Origin of the sequence: Pseudomonas sp. JL3 (assembly GCF_031570575.1) — a bacterium.
Taxonomy (GTDB): Bacteria; Pseudomonadota; Gammaproteobacteria; order Pseudomonadales; family Pseudomonadaceae; genus Aquipseudomonas; species Aquipseudomonas cucumis.
In genome coordinates this window covers 48,856-74,148 of record NZ_JAKWJK010000012.1, presented here as the reverse complement: position 1 = coordinate 74,148, position 25,293 = coordinate 48,856, and the positions used below count along the sequence as shown (strand labels likewise).

Genomic DNA, 25,293 nt, shown 5'->3' with positions numbered 1-25,293 from the left:
CATCCGTGCCGCGTAAGGGATATAGCAAAGTGCATGCCGGAAAACTGTCGGACAATGGATACGGCAAAAAAATGGTGGGCACTCTGGCCCGCCTTCTTTTTGCCTGCCCGTTTCAGGGCATAAATGAATAGATGATCGCAGACAGTGCAATCAAACCGACTAGCACCACAAACACGTTCGAGGCCTGGCCCGAGTACTGGCGCAAGGCCGGCACGCGGCGGATGGCGTACATCGGCATCAGGAACAACAGGCACGCGATGATCGGTCCGCCGAGGGTTTCGATCATGCCCAGGATGCTCGGATTGAAGGTCGCGACGCCCCAGCAGCTGAGGATCATGAACAGCGCAGTGATACGGTTCAGCCAACTGGCGGACATGACGCGACCACGGCCACGCAGGCTTTTCACGATCAGGCCCTGAAAGCCTTCGCTGGCGCCGATGTAGTGGCCGAGGAAGGATTTGGTGATTGCCACCAGCGCAATCAACGGCGCGGCATAAGCAATGACCGGTGTCTGGAAGTGGTTGGCCAGGTACGACAGGATCGAAATGTTCTGCGCCTTCGCAGCGGCCAAATCGGCCGGAGACAACGCCAGCACGCAGCTGAAGCAGAAGAACATCACCGTGACGACCATCATGGCGTGAGCGATCGCCAGAATGCCGCTGCTTTTGCGTTCGGCTTGTTCGCCGTAGCGCTGTTTCTGATCGACGGCGAAGGCGGAGATGATCGGCGAATGGTTGAACGAGAACACCATCACCGGAATCGCCAGCCACAAGGTCTTGAAGAACAGCGGCAGCGGCATGCCTTCACTGGCGGTGGCGAAGAATGCGCCGTTCCAGTTCGGGATCAGGCTGACGCCGAGCAGCAGCAATGCCGCGACGAACGGGTAAACCAGGACGCTCATGCATTTGACGATGACGCCCTGACCGCAACGGACGATGGCCATCAAGCCGAGAATCAGCCCCAGCGACAGAATCGCCCGAGGCGGCGGCGTCATGTGCAACTGGTGCTCCATAAGGCTGCTCAGGGTGTTGGTCAGCGCCACGCTGTACACCAGCAGAATCGGGAAGATCGCGAAAAAATACAGCAGCGTGATCAGCTTGCCGGCGCCGATGCCAAAGTGTTCTTCCACCACTTCGGTAATGTCCCCGGAACGGCCGGACAACACGAAACGCGTCAGGCCACGATGGGCGAAGAAGGTCATCGGAAAAGCCAGTACCGCCAGGAGCAGCAGCGGCCAGAAACCACCGACGCCGGCGTTGATTGGCAGGAACAACGTGCCGGCACCAATCGCCGTGCCATAGAGGCCAAGCATCCAGGTGGTGTCGTGTTTGCTCCAGCCTTTGTGGGTTGTTTCGCTATTGCTTGTCAGGTCTACAGCAGGATTATCGACAGCAGGTGTACGTACATCGGTCATCGTTTGGCCTCGTTATTGTTCTTGCTTGGGCTCACGGTTTCGGGCAGTCAGGGAATGCTCCTCAGCACTCCACCCAGCTCACCGCCAGGCCGCCCCGTGAAGTTTCTTTGTATTTGTCGTGCATGTCGGCGCCGGTATCGCGCATGGTGCGGATCACCCGGTCCAGGGAAATGAAGTGTTTGCCGTCGCCGCGCAGGGCCATTTGCGTGGCATTGATCGCCTTCACGGCAGCGATTGCGTTGCGCTCGATGCACGGCACCTGCACCAGACCTCCGACCGGATCGCAGGTCAGGCCGAGGTTGTGTTCCAGGCCGATTTCGGCGGCGTTTTCCAGTTGCTCGGGCGTGGCTCCGAGTATGTCGGCCAGGCCGGCGGCGGCCATGGCGCAGGCGGAACCGACTTCCCCCTGGCAGCCGACTTCGGCACCGGAAATCGAGGCGTTTTTCTTGCAGAGAATGCCTACGGCCGCAGCGCCCAAAAAGAACGCCACGACGTCATCGTCCGACGCGTCCGGGTTGAATTTCATGTAGTAGTGCAGCACCGCCGGAATGATCCCCGCCGCGCCGTTGGTCGGTGCCGTCACCATGCGCCCGCCCGCGGCGTTTTCTTCGTTCACGGCAAGGGCGAACAGGTTGACCCATTCCATGGCTGACAGGGTGGAGCTGATGACATTTGGTTTGCCGATTTCCAACAGACTGCGGTGCAATTTCGCGGCGCGGCGTGGAACATTCAGACCGCCGGGCAGGATGCCTTCGTGGCGCAAGCCTTGTTCGACACATTCGCGCATTACCGACCAGATATGCAGCAACCCTTGACGGATCTCGGCGTCGCTGCGCCAGGCCCGTTCGTTGGCCATCATCAGCTCGGAAACCCGCAAACCGTGTTGGTTGCAGAGCTTGAGCAACTCGGCGGCGCTGGAAAAATCGTACGGCAGCACTACGTCGCTGGAAGGGGCAATGCCAGACTCGGCTTCGGCCGCTTCGATGATGAAACCACCGCCTACCGAGTAGTACGTCTGCTCGAACAGCTCACCGGTTTCGCCGAAGGCTGTCAGGGACATGGCGTTGGGGTGGTAGGGCAGGCTCTCGTCGAGCAGCAGGAGGTCGCGCTGCCAGTTGAACGCAATGGTCGATTTGCCGGCCAGGGACAATTCGCCGGTTTCGCGCAACTGTTGAATTCGGCTGTCTATGCTGGTCGGGTCAATGCTGTCCGGCCATTCGCCCATCAGGCCCATGACGCAGGCACGGTCAGTCGCGTGGCCGACGCCAGTGGCCGAAAGCGAACCGTAGAGTCGGATTTCAACCCGCCGTATGTCGGCCAGTAAACCTTGGCCAATCAGTGCCTGGGCGAAGGTCGCGGCGGCACGCATCGGGCCGACGGTATGAGAACTGGACGGACCGATGCCGACTTTGAAGAGATCGAAAACACTGATAGCCATGCTAAAGCCTATACAAGCAATGGAAGAGAAATCGCTGCCATTTTTGTAGGACAAGCGCAATGTCGGCGATACTGCCAACCTCGGTCCTACGTGACCAACGAAACTTCCTAAGACAGCCTTTAGCAGGACTAAACAATGAGTCGCCAATTGCATGCCCAGACTTACGTCTGGCTGCACGTGTTTTCCTGTGCCGCGCGGCACTTGTCTTTCACCCGTTGCGCCGAAGAACTGCACATCACGCCGGGTGCGGTCAGTCAGCAAATTCGCCAACTGGAAGAGCGGCTGGGTTTTCGCCTGTTTCATCGTCGCGCCCGGGGCGTGGAGTTGAGCGCCGAAGGCCAGCGATTGGCTATCACCGTCAACGAAGCCTACGGCAGCATCGATGCGGAATTGCGACGACTGGATGCGGGAATGATCAGCGGGATTTTGCGGTTGCGCTCGATCCCCTCGTTCCTGAGCAAATGGCTGACCCCGCGCCTGCCGCGTTTGCAACAGCGCTTTCCGGATATTCAGTTGCGACTGGTGGCTGAGGACAGCAGTGTTCCGTTGCACGAGGGCGACTTCGATCTGGCGATTGACCTGAACGACGGCAGCTACCCCGGATTGTTATCCACAGCCCTGTTGGATGAGCAGATCTTTCCGGTGTGTGCCCCCAACCTGTTGCGCGGAAGGCCGCCACTGCACGGCCCGGCGGACCTGGTGCATTTTCCGTTGCTGCACGACATCACCGCTTGGCGCGGCAGTTACGAGTACGCGGAATGGGAGTTTTATCTCAACGCCATCGGCTTCGAGGGCGCGGATGTACGGCGTGGGCATACCTTCAATCGCAATCACCTGACCATCGAAGCGGCCATTGCTGGGATGGGCGTGGCGATTGCGCGGCGAACGCTGCTCAATGATGAACTGGAGCGCGGGACGTTGATCGTGCCGTTTGGCCTGGCGGTGCCCAATCACAAACGTTACGTGCTGCTCTATGCGCCGGGCGCGCTGAGCCATCCGGGCGTACGCGCGGTGCATGACTGGCTGGTGGAAGAGGCGGGGATATTTCGTAGCCTGCATCCGCTGGCGGAGCGACAGATGTGAGCAATTATGACAAAAGAGCGAGGCGACCCAACTCCCGACCTTAACAGCGCTTTTGCCCGTTGTCCGGCTTTTTTTGCGTATGAAAATTTATCTTTTTTTAGGGGTTGAAATGTTCTGCGCGCACACCGATTGTGTAACCAAGAGGTCACGGTGATGAAGCCCAAGGGCCAGCCGAAGGGCCTCTCGCGAGCTAGCTGAAATAAGGGATGAACTATGCAAATCCAAGTCAACAGCGATAACCATGTTCAAAGCAGCATCCGACTGGAGGAGTGGGTACGTACTACCATTGAGAGCACGCTCGAACGTTATGAGGAGGACCTGACCCGCGTCGAGGTTCATCTGCGGGACGAGAACGGCGACAAGCCCGGTCCCCATGATATGCGCTGTCAGCTGGAAGCGCGGCCAAAAGGCCACCAACCGATTTCTGTCACCCATAAAGCGGCTAACCTGGAACTGGCGATCGACGGTGCCGCCGAAAAACTCGAACATGCGCTTGAACATCTGTTCGGCAAACTGCGGGGCAAACCACGTGCCGCTGTGGTGCCGTTCGAAAGGCCTACCGCCGATGCGCTGCTGGAAGACGAGTTTCTCGAGAACGAACAGGCTGCACAAAACGGCTGAGGCCTGATTCACTTTTACCTTTCCACTTTCTCTCCATCTAAAGAACGGGCCTGCTTATGCAGGCCCGTTCCTGTTTCAGCATCCATCGGTGCCCCAGAGGCTGGTCAACCTGCAAAAGATCGCAGCCTTCGGCAGTTCCTGCGCCGAACGCATGCTCCCGTAGGCGCAGCCGAAGGCTACGATCTTTTGATCTTGCTTTACCGCAAAAACGCCTGCCGATATTCCCCGGGCGTACCACCCAAAGCCTGGCGAAACCGATTGGTGAAATGGCTCGCACTGGCAAACCCGCACGCCAACGCAATATCCCCCAACGGCTGCGACGTTGCGCGCAACAATTCCCGCGCGCGGCTCAGTCGTCGAGCCAACACATACTGATGCGGCGGCAGGCCGAAGCTCACACGAAACATCCGCGCAAAGTGATATTCCGACAGCGCACACAACCCCGCCAATTGCCCAAGGCTGATGGCTTCGGCCATTTGATGGTCGATGAATTCTACTAACTGCCGTCGTTGATGCGCCGCCAATCCACCCTTGAGGCGCAAGCCCTGACGCACGCCGACCTGGCTGAGCAGGGCGTGGCTGAGCATTTCGTGGGCCAGGCTGCTGGTGAGCAGGCGTTCGCCCGGTTCGTCCCAGTTGAGGGCGATCAACTGCCGAAAGCGCCGGGCTTGTTGCGGGTCTTCGAGGAACGTGTGCTCGCGCAACTGCAATTCCCGCGGTTCGCGATCCAGCAGCGTGACGCAGCCAAGGGCAAATTGTTCGGGGCTGAAATACAGGTGGGCCAGGCGAATATCGCCGTTGATCACCCAGCCTGACTGATGGTCGGCCGGCAGAATGCACAGCTTGTCCGGGCCACCCTTGTTACTTGGCTGGTCGCGGCGAAAGGTGCCGGTGCCGCCGGCGATGTAGCAAGATAAGGTGTGATGGCTCGGCGCTTCGTAGTCCTGGGCGTCATGGTGGTTATTCCACAAAGCAGCAGCCATGCCGTCACCGAGCTCGGCGCTGTGCTCCAGGCGAGCATTAGGCGAGCGGTTAAGCGCTTGAAAGACTTGCAGGGTATCGAGTGACACTTGTGCGGCCATGATTGGTTCTCTCCAACGCTTTGCATCCTACTCCGTAGACGTTGGCCTGCCAGCCCGCCAGCCCGCCAGCCGACAAAAGCGCAAGTTTATGCAAGTGCAAAGGGGGTTCGCGCCGGACACTGAAGGCCTATTCAGGAGTCTTCACCATGAACCTTTCGTTGTATCTACTGACCGTGCTGATCTGGGGCACCACCTGGATCGCCTTGAAATGGCAATTGGGCGTGGTGGCCATTCCGGTATCGATCGTCTATCGCTTCGGTCTGGCCGCGCTGGTGCTGTTCGTGATGTTGCTGCTCAGCCGGCGCCTGCAAGTGATGAACCGTCGCGGGCATCTGATTTGCCTGGCGCAGGGCTTGTGTCTGTTCTGCATCAATTTCATGTGTTTCCTCACCGCCAGCCAATGGATCCCCAGCGGTCTGGTCGCCGTGGTGTTTTCCACCGCCACCCTGTGGAACGCCTTCAATGCGCGGGTGTTTTTCGGCCAGAAAATTGCCCGTAATGTGCTGATGGGCGGCGCGTCGGGCTTGCTCGGGCTTGGCCTGCTGTTCTGGCCGGAGCTGGCCGGTCATACCGCCAGCCCGGAAACCTTGCTCGGGTTGGGTCTGGCGTTGCTCGGCACCTTATGTTTCTCGGCCGGCAACATGCTGTCGAGTCTGCAACAGAAGGCCGGCCTGAAACCCCTGACCACCAATGCCTGGGGCATGGCTTACGGCGCGGCGATGTTGACGGTGTGGTGTCTGGTTAAAGGCATCCCGTTCGACATGGAATGGAATGCCCGCTACATCGGATCGTTGCTGTACCTGGTGATTCCGGGCTCGGTGATCGGCTTCACCGCCTACCTGACCTTGGTCGGACGCATGGGGCCGGAGCGGGCGGCGTATTGCACCGTGTTGTTCCCGGTGGTGGCGCTGAATGTGTCGGCGTTTGTCGAAGGCTATCAATGGACGGCGCCGGCACTGGTGGGGCTGGTGTTGGTGATGCTGGGGAATGTGCTGGTGTTTCGTAAACCCAAGGCCCCGGTGATGCAAGGTAACGGTAAGTTGGCCTGACGTGCTGAAGATCGCTTCGCATCACGTTCAGCGCTCGATCCGGATTGCGATATAAATAAGTAGCGGAAGTATGAAATCAACGATATGTCGCGCCCAGTCCTTATAGTTCCATGTTTCTGAGAGGTCCATGTTGAACCATTCAACGCCGATAACTTGCAGGCATACGTAATAAATGAAAATGGCGATCAGTAATCCGAGGAGTGCGAATTTTTTTGCCTCATGAAAGGTGTCGGCATCCTTCTTGATGTTTCTCAGTAACTGATAAGTTCCCATTAGGCAAAAGACGGTGTAAATGACTTCGAGTGTGATAATGATCCAGTAAATTCGATGGTGGAGCATGGGGGAGGTGACGGCCCGATTACTGTATTTCAGGTTCTCTCGCGTGGTGTCCATGCTCAGAACGTGCCCGACGTATTCGTAGTTGGTAGCATAGTCGGTGAAGTTGCTATACATCATGAGTAAACCAAATAGACTCACAAAAAACATAAGGGCTGTTTTGCTGATTCTGATAATTTGGTCGGTGTTTAGATTGTGCAAGATAGTTATACTCCTTGGTGGGTTCCCGTCACGGTCGGGTCAGTAAGGAGAGTCTATAGTGCTGACTGTTTTTTTGGCGAATGACTGAATTTCAAAGTGTGTGTTTAGTGTGATGTTTGTACGCGATTTATTGTTTTTAGTTTGGTTGGGGCATCGGGAAACATCGCGGGCAGGCGTTTGAGCCGCCTGCCCTTATTTAGTCAGCCTTTCCACACTTGCGGGTTCACCAGATCTTGCGGCCGCACACCCAACAAGGCACTGCGCAAGTTGGCCAAGGCACGGTTGGCCATGGCTTCACGGGTTTCGTGAGTAGCCGAGCCGATGTGCGGCAAGGTCACGGCGTTTTTCAGTTGGAACAATGGCGACTCGGCCAACGGTTCTTTCTCATAGACGTCCAGCCCGGCGCCGCGAATCCGGTTGTTTTGCAGCGCTTCGATCAGCGCCGGTTCGTCCACTACAGGGCCGCGGGCGATGTTCACCAGAATGGCGCTCGGTTTCATCAGTGCCAGTTCACGGTGGCTGATCAGGTGTCTGGTTTTTTCGCTGAGCGGCACCACCAGGCAGACGAAATCGGCTTCGGCCAGCAACTGGTCGAGGCTGCGGAACTGCGCACCGAGCGCCTGTTCCAGTTCGGTCTTGCGGCTGTTGCCACTGTAGATAATCGGCATGTTGAAGCCCAGCCGACCGCGACGGGCGATGGCCGCGCCGATGTTGCCCATGCCGACAATCCCTAAGGTTTTGCCATGCACATCGCTACCGAACAACGGCGCGCCGACGGTGGCTTGCCATTGGCCGGCCTTGGTCCAGGCGTCCAACTCGGCAACACGGCGGGCGCTGCTCATGAGCAAGGCAAAGGCCAGGTCGGCGGTGCTCTCGGTGAGGACGTCGGGGGTGTTGGTGAGCATGATCCCGCGTTCGTTGAAGTAGGCGAGGTCGTAGTTGTCGTAGCCGACGGAGACGCTAGAGACCACTTCCAGTTTGCTGGCGTTTTCCAGTTGCGCACGACCGAGTTTGCGACCGACGCCGATCAGGCCGTGGGCGTGGGGCAGGGCTTCATTGAACTGGGCGTTGATGTCGCCGTTTTTCGGGTTCGGCACGATCACGTCGAAATCCTGTTGCAGGCGTTCGATCATCGGTGGGGTGATGCGGCTGAAGGCGAGGACGGTTTTTTTCATTGGAGGCGGCTCGTCGGGCTTGGAGAATGCCAAGCACGCTAACATTCTTTTTCGCTGTTGTGCGTAGGAGCTGCCGAAGGCTGCGATCTTTTGATCTGGATTTTCAAGATCAAAAGATCGCAGTCTTCGGCAGCTCCTACAGGTACGGGTCAGTCTTGTGGGTCGATGTTGTCCAGTACTCGATTCACCGCCAGTTCACCCAGCATGATGACCTGCTGGATGCCCAGCATGGTGTTGCGATGAGTGCCTTCGAGAAAACCGGCGAAGTCACTGGCCATGACGCTGGCCGAGGCGAGGGATTCGCAGGCGTAGGCCAACAGGTTTTCAGTATTGGCGTTGGGGGCGACGATGAACAGATGGCTGGGAGTGTGGGGCGGATTCGGTGTTGGCTTAAACATGAGGGCTATCCCTATGGACGGTGTATTAGGGTCGCCACCTTCCGTTTTCCAGACGAAAAGGTGGCAACTGCGCGCGGACTGGAAAAACCGGACACCATCCAAACCGGCAGACCCGAAGGTCTCCCGCGCACAGCCGCCATAACAAGGATTACGTGCACAAAAAAGCGCCGCAGTATGCCATGAGGTGTGTGTAAAGGATGTCAGGTTTTCCAGACCTGATCGCTGATGCGTCAGCGACCCCCAAAGCCTACCCATCTCCCGTCCCACACACCAACCGTCAAAACGCGTCGGAAACGTCCCTGAATATCGGCGATTTGTAGGACCGTCTGTAGCTCAATTCGCCACCCGAACCCCACCCAAACTCCCACTCAATTCATACGCCGCCAATTCCGCCTGATGCGCCGCCAATATCTCCGGCAACGACCCGCGCAAGTACTCGACCCACGTCTTGATCTTTGCATCCAGATACTGCCGCGACGGATAAATCGCATACAGATTCAATTCCTGCGAGCGGTAGTTCGGCATCACCCGCACCAGCGTGCCGTTACGCAGCCCTTCAATTGCCGCGTACACCGGCAAAACGCCAACCCCCATGCCGCTGGTGATCGCAGTCTTCATTGCATCAGCGGAGTTCACCAAAAACGGCGAGCTATTAATGGTGACCATTTCCTGGCCGTCAGGGCCGTCGAAGGTCCATTTTTCCAGCGGGATGACCGGGCTCACCAGGCGCAGGCAAGCGTGGTTGAGCAAATCGCTAGGCTTGTGCGCACAGCCGTTGGCTTTTACATAGGCGGGCGATGCGCAAACGATGCTGTAGGTGATGCCCAAACGCTGGGAGACGAAGCCCGAGTCCGGCAGTTCGCTGGCGAGCACGATGGACACGTCGTAGCCCTCGTCCAGCAGATCCGGCACGCGGTTGGCCATGGTCAGGTCGAAGGTCACGTCTGGGTGGGTTTTGCGGTAGCGGGCGATGGCGTCGATCACGAAGTGCTGACCGATGCCGGTCATGGTGTGAACCTTGAGTTGCCCGGCCGGGCGCGCGTGGGCGTCGCTGGCCTCGGCTTCGGCTTCTTCGACGTAGGCCAGGATCTGCTCGCAACGCAATAGATAGCGCTTGCCGGCCTCGGTCAGGGCGATGCGGCGGGTGGTGCGGTTGAGCAGGCGGGTTTGCAGGTGGGCTTCCAGGTTGGAGACCGCGCGCGAGACGTTGGCCGTGGTGGTGTCGAGTTGCACGGCGGCGGCGGTGAAGCTGCCGGCCTCGGCCACGTAACTGAAGGCGCGCATGTTTTGCAAAGTGTCCATGGGGTGCTCTCTTGACGAATGGCAAATTGTGACACGAAGTTTCAGGGTCTGAGACCCCCGACCAAGGGATTATCGCGTTAACGGTAACAAAGATTCACAAGAATCCCGGCTTATCGCCAACAGAGCCCACCCCTAGAATTGCGCCCACCTATGCAGGAGCTGCCGCAGGCTGCGATCTTTTGATGTTGCTTTTAAAGGCGAAGATCAAAAGATCGCAGCCTGCGGCAGCTCCTACAGGGGATCTCCCTCATCTCAGGAAATCGCAGCAGTGCCGCGTCGCATCAACAGAGCGCTCAAGACGCTCAGTGTTTTGGCTTTAACCCTGGCAGTCAGCGGTTGCATCGGAACCGCAGGTATTGCCCCGCAGGGCAAGGCACTGGAGGCTGATTCACTGGCCACCGATGAAGCCATTCAGAACGCCGCGCAGGATGCTCACTGGCCCACCGCCCAATGGTGGCAAGCCTACGGCGACCCGCAACTGAACCGCTGGATCGACCTCGCCCTGCAAGGCAGCCCGAGCATGGCCATGGCTGCCGCGCGAGTGCGTCAGGCCCGGTCCATGGCCGGCATTGCCGAGTCCGCCGAGTCGTTGCAGATCAATGGCCAATCTACCCTCAAGCGCCACAACTGGCCCACCGATCAGTTCTACGGCCCCGGCGAGTTGGCCAACACCACCACTTGGGACAACAACGCCGCGCTGGGCTTCAGCTATGCCCTCGACCTTTGGGGCCGCGAAAGCAACGCCACCGAACGCGCGGTGGACATGGCCCACATGAGCGCCGCCGAGGGGCGGCAGGCTCAACTCGAATTGCAGAACAACATCGTGCGCGCCTACATCGAGCTCTCGTTACATTACGCGCAACGGGACATCGTCGCGGCGACCTTGAAGCAGCAACAGCAAATTCTCGACCTGGCACAGAAACGTCTGGACGGCGGCATCGGCACCCATTTCGAAGTCAGCCAGGCCGAAGCACCATTGCCGGAAACCCATCGGCAAATCGATGCGCTGGACGAGGAAATTGCTCTAAGCCGCAACCAACTCGCCGCGTTGGCCGGAAAGGGACCGGGGGAGGGCGCGCAGTTGCAACGGCCGACGCTGTCGTTGGGCGCGGCATTGAAACTGCCATCCTCGTTGCCGGCGCAACTGCTCGGTCAACGCCCGGACGTGGTCGCCAGTCGCTGGCAAGTGGCGGCGCATGCGCGCGGTATCGATGTTGCCCACGCCGGCTTCTACCCCAACGTCGATCTGGTCGGCAGCCTCGGCTACATGGCCACCGGCGGCGGGGCGCTGGAGTTTTTGACCGGCAAGAAGCTCAACTACAGCGTCGGCCCGGCGATTTCGTTGCCGATCTTCGATGGCGGCCGCTTGCGCTCGGAGTTGGGCGAAGCCTCGGCCGGTTATGACATCGCCGTGGCCAGGTACAACCAGACGCTGGTCAATGCGCTGAAGAACATCTCCGACCAGTTGATTCGCCGCGAGTCGATGGACAAGCAACAAGCCTTCGCCGCCGAGTCGGTGGCCACGGCGCAGAAGACCTACGACATCGCGATGATCGCGTATCAGCGTGGGCTCACCGATTACCTCAACGTGCTCAATGCGCAGACGTTGCTGTTCAAGCAGCAACAGGTGCAGCAGCAGGTTCAGGCCGCGCGCCTGAGCGCTCATGCGGAATTGGTGACTGCTTTGGGCGGAGGCCTCGGCGCTGGCGACGACGTCCCGAATGCCGAGAAAACCCAGCCCCCGAAAACCCCGGTTCTTTTGCGTTGAACACAAAACCTGTGGGAGCGAGCAGGCCCGCTCCCACAGGTTCCGCGACCTGACTGAATTTCATTGAGCAAAATTCCATGACTCCCTTGCCCGCACCTTTGCGCTGGCTGTATTCCCTTGAATGGCGCCGGGGTTTCTTCGACTGGGCACGCAGCGACGGCGTGACCTGGGTGTACATTTTCAAGGTGTTGTTCGCGGCGTTCCTGACCCTGTGGCTGGCCATGCGCCTTGAGTTGCCGCAACCGCGCACCGCGATGATCACCGTGTTCATCGTTATGCAACCGCAAAGCGGCCAGGTGTTCGCCAAGAGTTTCTATCGCTTCCTTGGCACGTTGGCCGGGTCGGCGGTGATGGTCGCGCTGATTGCCTTGTTTGCGCAGAACACCGAACTGTTCCTCGGTTCGCTGGCGATCTGGGTTGGCCTCTGCTCGGCCGGCGCGGCACGTTATCGCAACTTCCGCGCCTACGGATTTGTGCTCGCCGGTTATACGGCGGCGATGGTCGGACTGCCTGCATTGGCTCATCCCGATGGCGCGTTCATGGCGGCAGTCTGGCGCGTATTGGAAATCTCCCTGGGGATTCTCTGCTCGACGCTGGTGAGCGCTGCGATCCTGCCGCAAACCGCCAGCGCCGCGATGCGCAATGCCTTGTATCAGCGCTTCGGTGTGTTTGCTTTGTTCGTCACCGATGGCTTGCGCGGACGCAGCCAGCGCGAGGCGTTTGAAGCGAACAACGTGCGCTTCATCGCCGAGGCGGTGGGCCTGGAAGGGCTGCGTAGCGTCACGGTGTTCGAAGACCCGCACATGCGTCGGCGCAACGGGCGGCTCAGTCGCTTGAACAGCGAGTTCATGGGCATTACCACGCGCTTCAATGTGCTGCATCAGTTGCTCGAACGCCTGCGCATCAGCGGCGCCGATCATGTTGTCGCGGCGATCAAGCCGGGGTTACAGGATCTGGCTGAGGTGCTCGACGGCTTCAGCGGTCGCGCCTTGACCAGCCCCGACGCTGCACGCCTGGCCACCGCGTTGGCGACCTATAAGGAGAACTTGCCGGCGCGGGTCCGCAGCCTGCGGGCGACCTTTCAGGAAAGTGATCCGAGCGATGCCGAGCAGCTGGATTTTCACACTGCCTACGAGCTGCTTTATCGCTTCGTCGACGACCTGCACAGTTATGCACAGACCCACGCGTCCCTGGCCGATCACAGCCACGAACGTGAACGTTGGGACGAGCCCTTCACCCCGCAAACCAACTGGCTGGCCTCGGCGGCATCGGGCATTCGCGCAGCATTCATCCTTGTGCTGCTCGGCAGTTATTGGGTGGCCACCGCGTGGCCGAGCGGGGCGACCATGACCCTGATCGCTGCTGCCACCGTCGGTCTTTCAGCAGCGACACCGAACCCCAAGCGCATGGCGTTTCAGATGGCCTGCGGAACATTGCTCGGGGCGCTGATCGGCTTCGTCGAGATGTTTTTCATCTTCCCCTGGATCGACGGGTTTCCGTTGCTCTGCGTGATGCTCGCGCCGGTAATCGTGTTCGGGGCGTTCCTGACTTCACGGCCGCAATACGCCGGGGTTGGCCTGGGATTGCTGATCTTCTTCAGCACCGGTTCGGTGCCGGACAACCTCACGGTTTACAACCCTTACGCCTTCATCAACGACTACATCGCCATGATCATGGGCATGCTGGTGTGCGCGGCAGCCGGGGCGATCATTCTGCCGCCCAACAGTCGCTGGTTATGGCAGCGGCTGGAGCAGGATTTGCGCGGGCAAGTGGTATACGCCATCAGCGGCAAACTCAAGGGCCTGGCGTCGAGTTTCGAAAGCCGTACTCGCGATCTTTTGCATCAGGCCTATGGTCTGGCCGCGGGACAGCCGCAGGTGCAAAGGGACTTGCTGCGCTGGATGTTCGTGGTGCTGGAAGTCGGCCACGCGATCATCGAGTTGCGCAAGGAACAGGCGATTCTGCCGGTGCACCCGGCTTACGCCGAATCCCAGCCGTGGCGCCAGTCAATTCGGGTGATGGGGCGTTCGCTGGTGCGACTGTTCCTGCAACCGAGCCAGAGCAATCTGGAGCGTGCTCTGGTCGCGGTCGACCATGCGATCGGCCGCGTGCAGGCCACCGATGAACCCTTCGCGCCGCACTTCGATACCTCCGCCTTGCGCCGGGTGAAGAGCTATTTGCACTTCATCCGCACCTCGCTGCTCGACCCGCAATCGCCACTCGCCGGCTACATAAAAGCGAGTGCCATCACCAAGCCCCAAGGACTTGAACATGCCTCGTGAAATCGCCTTCCACGGCGTGTACATGCCGACCATGACCCTGATGTTTTTCATTGCGGCGGCGCTGGCCTGGGCGCTGGATCGATTCCTGTCCGGGTTCGATCTGTACCGTTTCTTCTGGCACCCGGCGCTGCTGCGCCTGAGTCTGTTTACCTGTCTGTTCGGCGCCCTGGCGCTGACTGTTTACCGTTGAGAACACCTCCGATGAAAAAGCTTTTCAGCCTGCTCGCGACCCTGCTGGTGTTGGCCCTTGCCCTGTGGATCGGCCGGACCCTGTGGGTGCACTACATGAACACACCCTGGACCCGCGACGGCCGGGTGCGCGCCGATATCATCAACGTTGCCGCCGACGTTACCGGTGAAGTGGTGGACGTGCCGGTGCGCGACAACCAGTTGGTGAAAAAGGGCGATTTGTTGATGCGCATCGACCCCGAGCATTACCGCATCGCGGTAAAACAGGCGCAGTCGCTGGTGGCTTCGCGCAAAGCCACGTGGGAGATGCGCAAGGTCAACGCCCATCGCCGCGCCGACCTCGACAACCTGGTGATCTCCAGGGAAAACCGCGACGACGCCACCAACATCGCCGACTCCGCCCTGGCCGATTACCAGCACGCCCAGGCGCAACTGGAAGCCGCCGAACTGAACCTCAAGCGCACTGAGGTCCGTGCTGCGGTGGACGGCTACGTCACCAACCTCAACGTCCATCGTGGTGACTACGCACGCATCGGCGAAGCGAAAATGGCCGTGGTCGACATGAACTCGTTCTGGGTTTATGGCTTCTTCGAAGAAACCAAGTTGCCGCATGTGCGCGTGGGCGATAAAGCCGATATGCAACTGATGAGCGGTGAAGTGCTCAAGGGGCATGTGGAAAGTATTTCTCGGGGCATCTACGACCGCGATAACCCGCAAAGTCGCGAGTTGATTGCAGACGTGAACCCGACGTTCAACTGGGTGCGTCTGGCGCAGCGGGTGCCAGTCAGGATTCACATTGATGAAGTGCCGGAGGGGGTGCTGTTGGCGGCGGGGATTACGTGCACGGTGGTGGTGAAGCAGGACGTTGTGGAAAACTAGGTAGACCGAGTCGCTGCCGTCGCAGGCAAGCCCGCTCCCGCAGGTTTTGTGTTTGCTGAGAAGAGGCCTGGGCAGAACCCCGGGCCTCTTCGTTGGTAAAGCGTCTTACAGTTGCGCCTGGCTGAGAATGACTTCGGCCTTGTTCACTGCCTCAGACACGTCCAGTTCTTTGTCACTGAGCAGCGCCATAACCTGCGGATTCTGTAGGACGTCGGCATTGGTGCTGTGCAACTGAGCCTGTCGTGAAATGATCACATACGCGTAAAGCTGATTACGGGTGCTGAACTCGGGACGAGCACTCACCGTGGCCAGTGCGTTCTCCATAAAGGCATGGCGATCTTTCGGCGACAATCCCGTGAAGGTGTCGGGGAACTGCATATGGATGTTCGCCGAGTACACCGAGGTGTTTTCCTCTCGCGCTTCCTTGCGCACCTCGTCCTTGCTGATCACGTTCTTGCTCAGTTGCTCGTAACCTTTTTCTCCTTCGCTGAGTTGCTGCGGGTTCATTCGTTGTTTCAGCGAGTCGATCTGTGCCGTGTCGTCGAGGACTCTGGCCCAACTGTAAGCCACGGGCAGATTGTCTTTGTTGGTATGCATACGAATCAGGGTTTGCTGGGCGTCCGGATCGCCATGGCGTGCCGAGCGTTCCAGCCAACGTAAACCGAGGTCGGTGTCCGGCGTCTGTCCGCGCATGCCATAGGCAAAGTTCTGGAACATGCCGAACTCGGCGCACGAGTCATTTCTGACCGCGGAATACGCCATATAGCTGAAGGCTTCTCGGTCGCGCTGGGCGCTGTCCTTGCTCGTGTCCTGTTCCGCGATGCTTGCCAGATAACACAAGGCCCGGTCGTGGGTGGGCGCGGCCATGATCAGGCAACTGCGGGCTTGCTCGGGCTTTTCGTCGTTGTACAACTGGTAGCCGATGCCGTAGAGCAGATCGCTGTCCATGTAGAGGTTGCAATACTCGTTGGCGACGGCTTGCGGTAACAGCTCCTTGAGGCTGAGCTTGGGCAGGGTGGCGTTCAGCGCCTCGTCTGGCGATGGCGTGCCGCAGCCGACAAGCGCGGTGGCCAATGCCAGCGGCAGCAGGTTTTTGCATTTCAATGGATATTCCTTGATCGCGATTGAGGCATTACGTCTGTGGCGCAGGCACGTCGTGGGCCAAAGGCTGTTGTTGGCTCTTGCTGAGGATGACCAGCGCCTCGGCCACGGTGTCCTCCACGCTCATTCTTCTATTGTTCAGCAAGGTGCGCAGCGTCGGGTTCTGCCATAGATCCACGGGCGCATCGGTGAGGCCGGCACGTCGGGAAATCAGTACATAGGAGTACAGTTGGCGGTGTTCGGAGAAGTCGTCGGCCTGATGCAAAATGTCCACGACCTTCGACATGAAGGCATGCCGCTCAGCAACGGAAAGGCCTTCGAAGGCCTCGGGATGATGCATGTGAAGATCGGCTGAAAACTTGGCGATGTTTTCCTGTCGACCTTGGGCAATTACCACGTCTATCGGGGTCACTTTGCCGAGCAGTTCGTTGTAGTGCTGATCGCCTGCGTTGATTTGCGCCGCAGCCATCGTGGCTTTCAATGCGCCGAGCTCTTCGGCATCTCCCTGGACTCTGGCCCAGGCATAAGCGACAGGCAGATTGTTCTGCGCACGATTGAGCTCGACCATGGCTGTCTGGGAGTCCTGGTCGGCATCCAGCGCCGCACGTTCCAGCCAATACCAGGACAGAGCCTTGTTGGCAGGCTTGTCGAACGAGCCGACGTCATAGATGTGGTACAGCGCCCATTCTGCGCAGCGTTCATTTTTCGACGCGGCGTAAGCCAAGTAGTTGAAGGCTTCCCGGTTGTTTTCGGGGCTTTGTCGCTGGCTGACGTTAACGGCCAGGTAGCAGAAATTTATCGGATAGTCCGGGGCGGCCATGATCATGCAATTTTTTGCTTCCAGCTGTTCCCCTATGTCATCCAGCAAGGTGCCGATGCCGTACAACAACTCCCTGTCCATTTCCTGATTGCAGTACCGGTTGGCGACTGCTTCAGGCAGGGCCTGTTCAATGGTCAACGGCGGCAGTCCGTGATTTAGCGTCTCATCCGGTGAAGCCCCGCAGCCCACCAACAGGCAGGCCATGATCCATGGCAGTACGTTTAGCAATTTCAATGAAAATTTCCAGATCGCAATGAGGTAACAGCGAGCATGGAACGAGGGAGCAAGCTCCCTCGCCACCGCTGTATCGGTTTACCTGTAGAACTTGTTGACCACCAGCAAGCCATGCTCGATCGTTTCAGCGACCGACAACTCGTCATCTTCCATGAGGGCGACGATCCTCTGGTCATTCGCGATATTCGCGTCAGGTTTTTTCAGCTGAGCGGCGCGATTGATCACGATATAGCTCAGCACGTGACCACGGCTCTTGGTGAACGGCAGGTCAATGGCGTTGTACATCGACTGCTTCACGTAGTCGTAGCGCTCGGCAGACGACAGGCCTTTGAAGGTGTCCGGATAGTCTTGATAGATTTCGGCGGAGTAACGGCCGACGTCTTCTTCCCGCGCTTCGGCGTACATGGCTTTTTTGCTGGTGACCTGGCCAGCGAGTTCGGTACAACGCTTTTCACCGTCGATGATTTGCGCGGCGGTCATCTTCGTTTTTAGGGCATCGGCAGCAGTCGAGTCATCGTCCTTGGCCATGATCTTTGTCCAGGCGTAGGCGGCGACCAGGTTGCCTTGCTCTTCGTACTGTTCGATCAGTTTCTTCTGAGCCTCGGGGTAACCATGCACCGAAGAACGCTCAAGCCAACGGCTGGCCATCGCAGGATCTTGCTTGGCTCCGCTGCCGCCGTATTGGTAGGCCTGATACAGACCGTATTCTGCGCACCAGTCATTCTGCATCGCCGAATAGGCCATGTAATTAAAGGCGTCGCTGTTGCGTTGATCCGGGGTTTTGCTTTCGTCCTGGCCGGCGATCATCGACAGATAGCAGAAGGCGCGAGGGTGTTTTGGCGCGGCCAGTTCCAGGCAGCTTTTGGCGGTGTCCCATTCCTGATCGCCGTACAGTTGAAAACCGAGGCCGAACAGAATGTCGCTGTCCATTTGCGCATTGCACTGTTCATTGCTGGACGGTGACGGCAGCACACTTTGCAAGGTCAGCTTGGGCAGCGTGTCGTTGAGGGAGGACTCTTTGCTGGTGGTCTGTTCGGAGCCAGCGCTGCAGCCGGCCAACAAGGCAACAAAAGCCAGTGGCAGCACGTTGAAAACGTTCAATGGATATTCCCTGATCTGCGATTGAATAAAGGTCGCATGGAACGGGCAGGGGAAGAGCGGGAAGGCAAAGCAATCCGTGCTTCAATTTTAATGCCAGCGATTCCATGCTGCTTGAGTCGGCGTAAACGCGTCGACTTGTCTCAAGTGCGTGCATTCTACTGAAAGCACCCGGACATACAAACCTGTATGGATGCGGCACCGGCGGTGTGCTCGAGTTGTTGTTGTTGTTGTTGTTGTTGTTGTTGTTGTTGTTGTGGTTGTTGTTGTTGTTGTTGTTGTGGTTGTTGTTGTTGTTGTTGTTGTGGTTGTTGTTGTTGTTGTTGTTGTTGTTGTTGTTGTTGTTGCGATGTCGAGTCGTTATATTGCCGCCCCTTCAAAACCCGCAAGGAGCGCGTGCATGAAGTACATCGCAGGCTTGTTCTTCGATCGGATGCTGCTGAGCATGGGCAGTGCCGTTTACCAGGGTTTCGATTTCTTTGATCTCAGAATCAGGGGAGTCAAGGCACATGCTGAAGTCGTGAGCTCATCAAGCTCTCGAATGATCGGCGTGCAGAGCGGCCACAGCTATACATCCGTCAGAAAAGTTGCCTTTCTCACGGCCGACGGCACACCGGTCATTCATGAGTTCGGAGACGAGTTTTCCGGCGTTGAGGCTGGGGACAAGGTGATCGTATTCCACAACCCGGCCGATCCTCGTGAAGTGATACCCGGCACTTTTTCACTCTGGGCCTGAGCCTCGCCATGGGCGCCATGACGCTGCTCAGTCTGATGATGATCGTGACGGTCTGGCACGATTAGACCGGTTTGCCACGCTCAGAATTGGCGATTCAAACCGAAGCGCTTCATCAAGGTCGACTCCAGCAAGCCCTTGGGCAGCAACGTTGCCAACAGCGGCAATGCCCAGCTGCCATTGCCGATGCGGATCAGCCGCGGCGGTTTGCTCTGCTGCACAGCCTTGAGCAAACCAGCGGCGAATTCACTGGCCGGCGTCGGTTTGTCCTGAGACGCCTTGGCCCGTGCGCGAATGCCTTCACGCAACGGAAACCACGGCGATTGTTCAGTGATCAACTGCTCCGCCTCATGCCCGGCATTCTTGGCGAAGCTGGATTCGATCGCGCCGGGCTGGACTTCCATGACTCGCACGCCGAACGGCGCCAGTTCCATGCGCAGCGCATCGCTCAAGGCATGCACCGCGGCTTTCGAGGCACAGTAGGCGCCGGCAAATGGCGTGACCAAAACCCCGGACACGCTGCCGATATTCACCACCAGGCCCCTGGCCCGACGCAGCACCGGGAACATCGCGCGGGTGACGCCAACGATTGCGAACACGTTGGTTTCGAACTGACGCTGCATGGCCGGCACGCCGCCGTCCAGCAGCGGACCCATGGCGCCATAACCGGCGTTGTTGATCAGCACATCGAGGCCGCCGTGTTGCTGGTTGATTCGCTCGCTCAGCTGTTCGAGCGACGGACTATCGTTGACGTCCAGTTGCACGGCGGTGAACCCGGCGGCGGTCAGGGTCGCCACATCTTCAGCTTTGCGGGCACTGGCCCAGACTTCGTAGCCGGCGCCTTTGAACACATCGGCGAGGGCGCGGCCAATGCCGCTGGAACAACCGGTAATCAACGCAACGGGCATGGCGCGGTCCTTGTGCAAAAGAAAAGGGGGATCAGTCGGAGAAACTACCCTGCAAACGCTCGGCGCGAAACTCCAGGGTTTGTGGGCGATAGCCGGGGCGCAGCGGCGGCAATGGCAAGCAGTCTTCCCAATTGCCGCCGGCCTGCAATTCGCCGGGGCCACGATAGCGTGGCGCGGCGTATTGATTGTCGGCCAGGTTCACCGTATCGCCCGGCGCGTACGCGGCGATGCGCCAGCGCAGTTCGGTCAAAGGCACGTCGTTGCCGTTGTTTATCGTCAGCTTCAAGGGGCGATCCGCCGGGCAGTGCTCGGGCGCGTAGGTGATACGCAGCTCAAGGCGTGCCAGTTGCTTGACCTCGCGGGTGTCCAGCCAGACTACCCACATCGCCACCAGGCCCAACCCGACGGCGGCCGCCATGGACACCGGCACGGCCTTGGCCGGATAGCGCAGCAGCAGGATCAGCCAGGTGATGACCAGCAGGACGCCGATGAACATGTTTGAACGCTCCTTGAACTCATGAACACCATCCTACCGAAGGGGCGCAAGAATGGACATTCATGGCCTAAGGTCGATGACCGTTGGTCGCTACTGTAATTTCTGACAGTAGCCAGATGCACTGTCCGGGTGTTGGATAGCGCTCATGACGGAAGTATAAGGCTGCGGTTGCCTGGTCATGAGGGCGTACCCATTCAGGGAGGAAGGATGAAACGTTTTTTGGTTTACGCATTCTGCATCGTGATGACGGGATGCATGCAGCCGACGATTTACGAGCTGTCCGTTTCATCCGGCCACGCGCAATTCGAGCAGGAAGGCATCAACACAGCGGCCGCGCTGGCGGCCCGTTATACCGATATCCGCATCGATTGCGGCAACGCCTCCAGGCCAGCCTTTCTTTGTTCAGGAATATTATTCCGGGGGACGATCCACTCACCGCTCTATCACGCCTGGAACCCCAGCCCGATCGCCGTGGAGAAAGGCGGGGTATCGTTTTCCTTTCTGAGGGCGGACTCCCAGTTCAGACAGATCGACTCCACTTACGATCATGGGTTTATTTTTTACCCGATACTGAGCATGCCGGCGGGCAAGCAACAGATTGAAATTCTTTGTGTGTTTCCCATTGATGGCGCCACGTTCGATCGAGACAAACCGGGATGCGGTGCCCACCGTGACTATCCCCAGCAGAGCAAGCGTTGTCAGTCACAGGGCATTACCACCGCCGAGCAGTGGCTGGCGCATACGGCCCGGCCCGGTGTTGCCCAGAGTTACTTCCAGTGCAGCTTCGATGTGCGCGATCAGATGAATGAGGCCGCGGCAGATTCTTTCTATCAAGCCGTCCGTGCGATGAAGTTGCACAGCGCCGTCGCGTTCCACAGTCGCAATGAGTTGATGCTTGCCACCTGGCCGCAGGATATTCCGACGGCGTTGCCCATCCAGGCGTTTTACTACGTCGGTAACGGGTTGAAGTCGGCTCAGTATGATCAACAGGATTTCTATGAGCAGACCGGCTTGATGCGACCGATCATACGCATCAGCCTGCCGGCATCACCGGCACACCGGGCGGTTTTCCTGTTTGATCCGAGGGATCAGGTGTTCGACGCCCAAAGCAAGAAGCTGCGCATCACCTCATTGACCGCCTCGCCACAGACCGATGCCTTTACGTTTGCGCTGGACAGCGGCTTTCCGTACAGCGGCTTCAGCGGCGCGCGCTTCAGAATCAATGTGATCGGCGGTACGCCGCCTTACTCGTTCAGCAGTGCAGACCCTGGTCAGGCGTCGATCGACCCGGGCACCGGTGAAGTCATCATGAGAGGCCATTCGCAAGTGGTGTTCACCGTCAGGGACGCGCTTGATCAAACCGTGCAATACACAATGCCCAAAGCGAAGGCGTGGTTCACGGCGCTGGCTTGCCATATGAACTGGGGCTCGGCCAACAGCTATTCGATCAGCCATGGTGTGGCGTTGCCCCAGGCCCATGACCTGGGCAATGGCTATTTGCTCCGCTATCCGGGCGCGTTGTATCCCGAGTGGGGCGACATGGTGCGGGGGTACAACTGGCCTATCGGTGCCTTTGATGTCACCAACAACTATGACGGGACTATTCCGGAGTACTGGACGGCCCAAGCCTTTCAGCCTGGCAGCTACCACACGGCAGCGGTCACGCTGGGATACATCCACAATCGGGCCTCGGGCTGGAAGCTCTGTTCGGTGGCCGTCTCCCGATCGCCCTGAGTGCGGGGCCATCAGCCGCATGGCGAAACCTTGATGCGTCGACTACAAAGGACGTTAACGTGGACATGGGAATACACACAAAAACACCCAGATTGACGGTCATTGGTCCGCGCGGCTTGTCGATCCGTTCGGTTGAGTATTGGCGTGCCATCGAGAACCAGCCCGCCGAGGCCCGCATCAACCGTACTGTTCACGATGGCGCAGGACGTGCGGTTAAACAGTGGGATCCGCGATTATGGGCGCTGCAAGTGGGCGATCCCCTGACGCCGGCCAATCTGACCACAGCGTATTCGCTGACCGGGAGCGCGCTGCGCACGGACAGCGTCGACGCCGGAACGCAGATCAACCTGCATGGCTTGGCCGCCGAAGTGGTATTGGGATGGGACCGCCGCGAAACCCGTCGCGAGGTTGAATATGATGATTTGCTGCGGCCAGTGGCGGTGTTCGAGCAGGGCGCTGTGGAGCCGCGTCGCTGTGTCGAGCGTTTTACCTATGGCTACCCCGGCCAGGGCAATCGGGATCGTAACCAGTGCGGCCAACTGATTCGCCACGATGATCCGGCAGGCAGCGTACTGTTCGACGTGTTTGCGATCAGCGGCCAATGCGTTGAAAACACTCGCCATTTCACCCTCGATCCGGTAACCCCCGATTGGCCGGAATCGATTGATGATCGCCGACGGCTGCTCGAACCGGGGATTGGGGCGACGTCCAGGTGGCGTTTCGGCCCGTTGGGTGATGTGCTGGAGCAGATTGATACCAAGGGAAATCATCAGGCCTTCAGCCTGACCCTTGACGGTCGATTGCGCGAGACGCGTCTGCAGCTTCAAGGGCTGGCCACCTGGCAAACCCTGGTCAGCGATATCCAATACAACGCCGAGGGGCAAGTTACGCACGAAACCGCTGGCAACGCAGTGCAAACCACCCTGGTCTACCGCGCGGAAGACGGTTTGTTGATGGAGCGTCGGGCACAGGATGCCAGTGCGAGATTGTTGCAGCATCTGATCTACGGCTATGACCGGATGGGCAATGTCCTGAGTATCGAGGACAAGGCGCTGCCGATCCGCTACTTCGCCAACCGGCGCATCGACCCGATCAGCCGCTTCCGCTACGACAGCCGTTACCAGTTGATTGAGGCCTTTGGTTGGGAGGCGGGCGGGGCCAATCAGGGGCCCGACTCGGTCGGTCGCATCGATCCGGCGGCGGTCAGCAAGTACCGGCAGACCTATAGCTATGACGCGGGCGGCAATCTACTGACGCTGACCCACGTCGGCACGCAAAACCACGGACGCAAGCTGAAAGCCGCCCGCTACAGCAATCGTTGCTTGCCTTGGCGCAACGACGTGCCGCCTACCGAAGACGAAATCGCCGCTGCGTTCGACGCCAAGGGCAATTTGCTGGAGTTGGATCAGGGATGTTTGACATGGGATCTGCGTAATCAATTGCAGTCGGTCAGCCCAGTGGCACGCGCCTCCGGGCGCAATGACCGGGAGGCGTATCTTTACGATGGCACAGGCCAGCGGGTGCGTAAAATTCGCTCGTTGCAGACCAACGCCCGGACTGTCATCGCGCAAGTACGTTACTTGCCGGGACTGGAGTTGCGCACCGATAACGGCACGGGTGAGGTACTGCAGGTGATCACTGCCCAGGCCGGACTCAACACCGTTCGGGTATTGCACTGGGAAAGCCTCCCGCCTTCGGGAACAAACAACCAGTATCGATATGGCTTCACCGATCATTTGGGCTCTACCAGCCTGGAGCTGGCCGCCGATGCACGGATCATCAGCCAGGAGACCTTTTACCCGTTCGGCGAGACCGCTTGTCTGGCCGGGGGGGATGTGATCGAGGTCAGTTATAAAACCGTTCGTTACTCGGGCAAGGAGCGGGATGCGACCGGACTGTATTACTTCGGTTATCGCTATTACATCCCGTGGTTACAACGTTGGGTGAATCCGGATCCCAAGGGCTTCATCGACGGACCGAATCTGTACTGTATGGTCGGTAACTCACCCATGAGGTATGTCGACAGTGATGGCGGTGGCAAGACTGAAGCGCAAGAGTTGAACAGCAGCATGGACACACAGCAAGCCTTGCTGACATCGGTAACGACACAGGCTTCCAATCTCAGAAATTCGATGCTTAACCACGTCTATCCGCGGCACCGGCTCCAGGCTTTGGGCAGACGGGTTGTCACTCAGCTTGGCAGCCATGCTGTCAGCGCTGGCGCACAGGCATTGGGCGCTGCGGGGGGCAGCGCAGTGGGTGGGTTGCTTGGGCCGGGCGGTTCAGTGCTGGGAGGCAAGCTCGGAACGAAAGTCGGTGCGAAGGCAGCGGATGCGTTGATTTCCAAAGTGGTGGACACCTATCAGCTGGATCGCCCAATCAACTTCAAGGGCAATGAAATGAATCCCAAGGCATTGATTGAGAGCGTTGAGCCGAAAAAACACTTTAGCCTGGCAACGGTAAAGCTGGAGCTGGCGGCAAATGATCCGCGTACGAGTGAAGGACGAGCGCGCCTGGGGAAAAAAATCCGCACCGTGGTGACAGACAAGGTTGTCGAGAAGGTCGGTGACAAACTGGGATCGCAAGCCCCGGGGCTGATCAAGACAGGCCAGGAATTTTACCAGGCATCGAAAGGGTTGAACGCGGCATCGTTGAGTGAAACTTATGAGGTGACGCCGGCAGTGATCGATATGCTGGAGTTCAGGACGCAGGCGATCAAAAATGAATTCGCGGACTCCGGTAGCACGGATCCGCAAACCTTCGAAACAATCGCTGAGATCTCGATGCAGACGCAGGAAGTGGTTCAGGTGCTGAACCGAAACCAGGACTTCATTGAACTTGTCGCGCCCAAGCCTTACGCCGGAAGACGACAATCACTCAAGGGGACGTCCCGGTCAGCTCCCGCTCGGCAAGTATCAGTCGGCTGACACAAAACAAAAGCCCCCGCCCAAC

The 25,293-nt window shown here is 58.8% G+C and carries 22 protein-coding genes; 10 read left to right on the top strand and 12 right to left on the bottom strand.

The features are described 5' to 3' along the window. Positions 1 to 112: 112 nt before the first annotated feature. Both MMG91_RS19760 and MMG91_RS19755 read right to left on the bottom strand, forming a co-directional pair. Positions 113 to 1,414: a serine/threonine transporter gene (locus MMG91_RS19760; RefSeq protein ID WP_310660459.1), complete on the bottom strand. Its 1,302-nt coding sequence runs from the start codon at positions 1,412 to 1,414 to the stop codon at positions 113 to 115. 61 nt (positions 1,415 to 1,475) lie between these two features. Continuing rightward, entirely contained in the window at positions 1,476 to 2,852 is a 1,377-nt protein-coding gene (locus MMG91_RS19755) for an L-serine ammonia-lyase (protein ID WP_310660458.1), read from the bottom strand. 135 nt (positions 2,853 to 2,987) lie between these two features. Between MMG91_RS19755 and MMG91_RS19750 the strand changes: the two genes are divergently transcribed. Both MMG91_RS19750 and MMG91_RS19745 read left to right on the top strand, forming a co-directional pair. After that, on the top strand, positions 2,988 to 3,935 hold the full coding sequence (locus MMG91_RS19750) for a LysR substrate-binding domain-containing protein (protein ID WP_305423424.1): 948 nt from the start codon (positions 2,988 to 2,990) through the stop codon (positions 3,933 to 3,935). Positions 3,936 to 4,148: 213 nt separating this feature from the next. Next, positions 4,149 to 4,556, top strand: coding sequence for an HPF/RaiA family ribosome-associated protein (locus tag MMG91_RS19745; protein ID WP_310660457.1), 408 nt, complete (start codon positions 4,149 to 4,151; stop codon positions 4,554 to 4,556). 197 nt (positions 4,557 to 4,753) lie between these two features. Here MMG91_RS19745 and MMG91_RS19740 read toward each other — a convergent pair whose 3' ends face one another. After that, positions 4,754 to 5,638 (bottom strand): AraC family transcriptional regulator, encoded by an 885-nt coding sequence (locus MMG91_RS19740; protein WP_310660456.1) that lies wholly within the window; start codon positions 5,636 to 5,638, stop codon positions 4,754 to 4,756. A gap of 146 nt (positions 5,639 to 5,784) precedes the next feature. Between MMG91_RS19740 and MMG91_RS19735 the strand changes: the two genes are divergently transcribed. After that, complete coding sequence (locus MMG91_RS19735; RefSeq protein ID WP_310660455.1) at positions 5,785 to 6,687, top strand: DMT family transporter; 903 nt, start codon at positions 5,785 to 5,787, stop codon at positions 6,685 to 6,687. A gap of 27 nt (positions 6,688 to 6,714) precedes the next feature. Here the strand turns inward: MMG91_RS19735 and MMG91_RS19730 are convergent, their stop codons facing one another. From MMG91_RS19730 to MMG91_RS19715, 4 genes are all read right to left on the bottom strand, one after another. Continuing rightward, positions 6,715 to 7,224, bottom strand: coding sequence for a DUF2165 family protein (locus MMG91_RS19730; RefSeq protein WP_310660454.1), 510 nt, complete (start codon positions 7,222 to 7,224; stop codon positions 6,715 to 6,717). 200 nt (positions 7,225 to 7,424) lie between these two features. Further along, complete coding sequence (locus MMG91_RS19725) at positions 7,425 to 8,399, bottom strand: D-glycerate dehydrogenase (protein WP_310660453.1); 975 nt, start codon at positions 8,397 to 8,399, stop codon at positions 7,425 to 7,427. Between the two features lie 149 nt (positions 8,400 to 8,548). Beyond that, positions 8,549 to 8,797: a DUF6124 family protein gene (locus MMG91_RS19720; RefSeq protein ID WP_310660452.1), complete on the bottom strand. Its 249-nt coding sequence runs from the start codon at positions 8,795 to 8,797 to the stop codon at positions 8,549 to 8,551. Positions 8,798 to 9,130: 333 nt separating this feature from the next. Then, positions 9,131 to 10,099, bottom strand: coding sequence for a LysR family transcriptional regulator (locus MMG91_RS19715; RefSeq protein WP_052966666.1), 969 nt, complete (start codon positions 10,097 to 10,099; stop codon positions 9,131 to 9,133). 268 nt (positions 10,100 to 10,367) lie between these two features. On the opposite strand from MMG91_RS19715, the gene MMG91_RS19710 reads away from it, so the two are divergent. The 4 genes from MMG91_RS19710 to MMG91_RS19695 all read left to right on the top strand — a co-directional run bounded on the left by MMG91_RS19710 (position 10,368) and on the right by MMG91_RS19695 (position 15,217). Next, positions 10,368 to 11,867: an efflux transporter outer membrane subunit gene (locus MMG91_RS19710; RefSeq protein WP_310660451.1), complete on the top strand. Its 1,500-nt coding sequence runs from the start codon at positions 10,368 to 10,370 to the stop codon at positions 11,865 to 11,867. Between the two features lie 77 nt (positions 11,868 to 11,944). Continuing rightward, on the top strand, positions 11,945 to 14,149 hold the full coding sequence (locus MMG91_RS19705) for an FUSC family protein (protein WP_310660450.1): 2,205 nt from the start codon (positions 11,945 to 11,947) through the stop codon (positions 14,147 to 14,149). Next, the gene (locus tag MMG91_RS19700; protein WP_007896379.1) at positions 14,139 to 14,339 is read left to right on the top strand and encodes a DUF1656 domain-containing protein; all 201 of its coding nucleotides are present in this window, start codon (positions 14,139 to 14,141) and stop codon (positions 14,337 to 14,339) included. Before MMG91_RS19705 ends, MMG91_RS19700 begins: the two co-directional genes overlap by 11 nt. Positions 14,340 to 14,350: 11 nt before the next feature. Then, positions 14,351 to 15,217: an HlyD family secretion protein gene (locus MMG91_RS19695; RefSeq protein ID WP_310660449.1), complete on the top strand. Its 867-nt coding sequence runs from the start codon at positions 14,351 to 14,353 to the stop codon at positions 15,215 to 15,217. Positions 15,218 to 15,322: 105 nt separating this feature from the next. Here the strand turns inward: MMG91_RS19695 and MMG91_RS19690 are convergent, their stop codons facing one another. From MMG91_RS19690 to MMG91_RS19680, 3 genes are all read right to left on the bottom strand, one after another. Continuing rightward, on the bottom strand, positions 15,323 to 16,321 hold the full coding sequence (locus MMG91_RS19690; RefSeq protein ID WP_310660448.1) for a hypothetical protein: 999 nt from the start codon (positions 16,319 to 16,321) through the stop codon (positions 15,323 to 15,325). Between the two features lie 28 nt (positions 16,322 to 16,349). Further along, positions 16,350 to 17,372: a sel1 repeat family protein gene (locus MMG91_RS19685; RefSeq protein ID WP_310660447.1), complete on the bottom strand. Its 1,023-nt coding sequence runs from the start codon at positions 17,370 to 17,372 to the stop codon at positions 16,350 to 16,352. Positions 17,373 to 17,450: 78 nt separating this feature from the next. Further along, on the bottom strand, positions 17,451 to 18,473 hold the full coding sequence (locus MMG91_RS19680) for a sel1 repeat family protein (RefSeq protein WP_310660446.1): 1,023 nt from the start codon (positions 18,471 to 18,473) through the stop codon (positions 17,451 to 17,453). A gap of 148 nt (positions 18,474 to 18,621) precedes the next feature. On the opposite strand from MMG91_RS19680, the gene MMG91_RS19675 reads away from it, so the two are divergent. Further along, positions 18,622 to 19,206, top strand: a complete 585-nt coding sequence (locus MMG91_RS19675; protein WP_310660445.1) for a DUF3592 domain-containing protein — start codon at positions 18,622 to 18,624, stop codon at positions 19,204 to 19,206. A gap of 80 nt (positions 19,207 to 19,286) precedes the next feature. Here MMG91_RS19675 and MMG91_RS19670 read toward each other — a convergent pair whose 3' ends face one another. Together MMG91_RS19670 and MMG91_RS19665 are read right to left on the bottom strand one after the other, a co-directional pair. Then, positions 19,287 to 20,111 carry an SDR family oxidoreductase gene (locus MMG91_RS19670; protein WP_310660444.1) on the bottom strand — a complete coding sequence of 275 codons (825 nt, stop codon included), beginning with the start codon at positions 20,109 to 20,111 and terminating at the stop codon, positions 19,287 to 19,289. A gap of 31 nt (positions 20,112 to 20,142) precedes the next feature. After that, positions 20,143 to 20,607, bottom strand: coding sequence for a multidrug transporter (locus MMG91_RS19665; protein ID WP_310660443.1), 465 nt, complete (start codon positions 20,605 to 20,607; stop codon positions 20,143 to 20,145). A gap of 207 nt (positions 20,608 to 20,814) precedes the next feature. Here MMG91_RS19665 and MMG91_RS19660 point away from each other — a divergent pair, with 207 nt between their 5' ends. Together MMG91_RS19660 and MMG91_RS19655 are read left to right on the top strand one after the other, a co-directional pair. Beyond that, on the top strand, positions 20,815 to 22,341 hold the full coding sequence (locus MMG91_RS19660) for a hypothetical protein (RefSeq protein WP_310660442.1): 1,527 nt from the start codon (positions 20,815 to 20,817) through the stop codon (positions 22,339 to 22,341). Positions 22,342 to 22,406: 65 nt separating this feature from the next. After that, entirely contained in the window at positions 22,407 to 25,268 is a 2,862-nt protein-coding gene (locus MMG91_RS19655; protein WP_310660508.1) for an RHS repeat-associated core domain-containing protein, read from the top strand. The last annotated feature ends 25 nt before the right edge of the window (positions 25,269 to 25,293 follow it).

What these genes read in the sequence shown, in the direction of transcription:
- MMG91_RS19760 (WP_310660459.1), bottom strand. Translation starts at nt 1,414, where the DNA reads ATGACCGATGTACGTACACCTGCTGTCGATAATCCTGCTGTAGACCTG.
- MMG91_RS19755 (WP_310660458.1), bottom strand. Translation starts at nt 2,852, where the DNA reads ATGGCTATCAGTGTTTTCGATCTCTTCAAAGTCGGCATCGGTCCGTCC.
- MMG91_RS19750 (WP_305423424.1), top strand. Translation starts at nt 2,988, where the DNA reads ATGAGTCGCCAATTGCATGCCCAGACTTACGTCTGGCTGCACGTGTTT.
- MMG91_RS19745 (WP_310660457.1), top strand. Translation starts at nt 4,149, where the DNA reads ATGCAAATCCAAGTCAACAGCGATAACCATGTTCAAAGCAGCATCCGA.
- MMG91_RS19740 (WP_310660456.1), bottom strand. Translation starts at nt 5,638, where the DNA reads ATGGCCGCACAAGTGTCACTCGATACCCTGCAAGTCTTTCAAGCGCTT.
- MMG91_RS19735 (WP_310660455.1), top strand. Translation starts at nt 5,785, where the DNA reads ATGAACCTTTCGTTGTATCTACTGACCGTGCTGATCTGGGGCACCACC.
- MMG91_RS19725 (WP_310660453.1), bottom strand. Translation starts at nt 8,399, where the DNA reads ATGAAAAAAACCGTCCTCGCCTTCAGCCGCATCACCCCACCGATGATC.
- MMG91_RS19720 (WP_310660452.1), bottom strand. Translation starts at nt 8,797, where the DNA reads ATGTTTAAGCCAACACCGAATCCGCCCCACACTCCCAGCCATCTGTTC.
- MMG91_RS19715 (WP_052966666.1), bottom strand. Translation starts at nt 10,099, where the DNA reads ATGGACACTTTGCAAAACATGCGCGCCTTCAGTTACGTGGCCGAGGCC.
- MMG91_RS19705 (WP_310660450.1), top strand. Translation starts at nt 11,945, where the DNA reads ATGACTCCCTTGCCCGCACCTTTGCGCTGGCTGTATTCCCTTGAATGG.
- MMG91_RS19700 (WP_007896379.1), top strand. Translation starts at nt 14,139, where the DNA reads ATGCCTCGTGAAATCGCCTTCCACGGCGTGTACATGCCGACCATGACC.
- MMG91_RS19695 (WP_310660449.1), top strand. Translation starts at nt 14,351, where the DNA reads ATGAAAAAGCTTTTCAGCCTGCTCGCGACCCTGCTGGTGTTGGCCCTT.
- MMG91_RS19670 (WP_310660444.1), bottom strand. Translation starts at nt 20,111, where the DNA reads ATGCCCGTTGCGTTGATTACCGGTTGTTCCAGCGGCATTGGCCGCGCC.
- MMG91_RS19665 (WP_310660443.1), bottom strand. Translation starts at nt 20,607, where the DNA reads ATGTTCATCGGCGTCCTGCTGGTCATCACCTGGCTGATCCTGCTGCTG.
- MMG91_RS19660 (WP_310660442.1), top strand. Translation starts at nt 20,815, where the DNA reads ATGAAACGTTTTTTGGTTTACGCATTCTGCATCGTGATGACGGGATGC.
- MMG91_RS19655 (WP_310660508.1), top strand. Translation starts at nt 22,407, where the DNA reads ATGGGAATACACACAAAAACACCCAGATTGACGGTCATTGGTCCGCGC.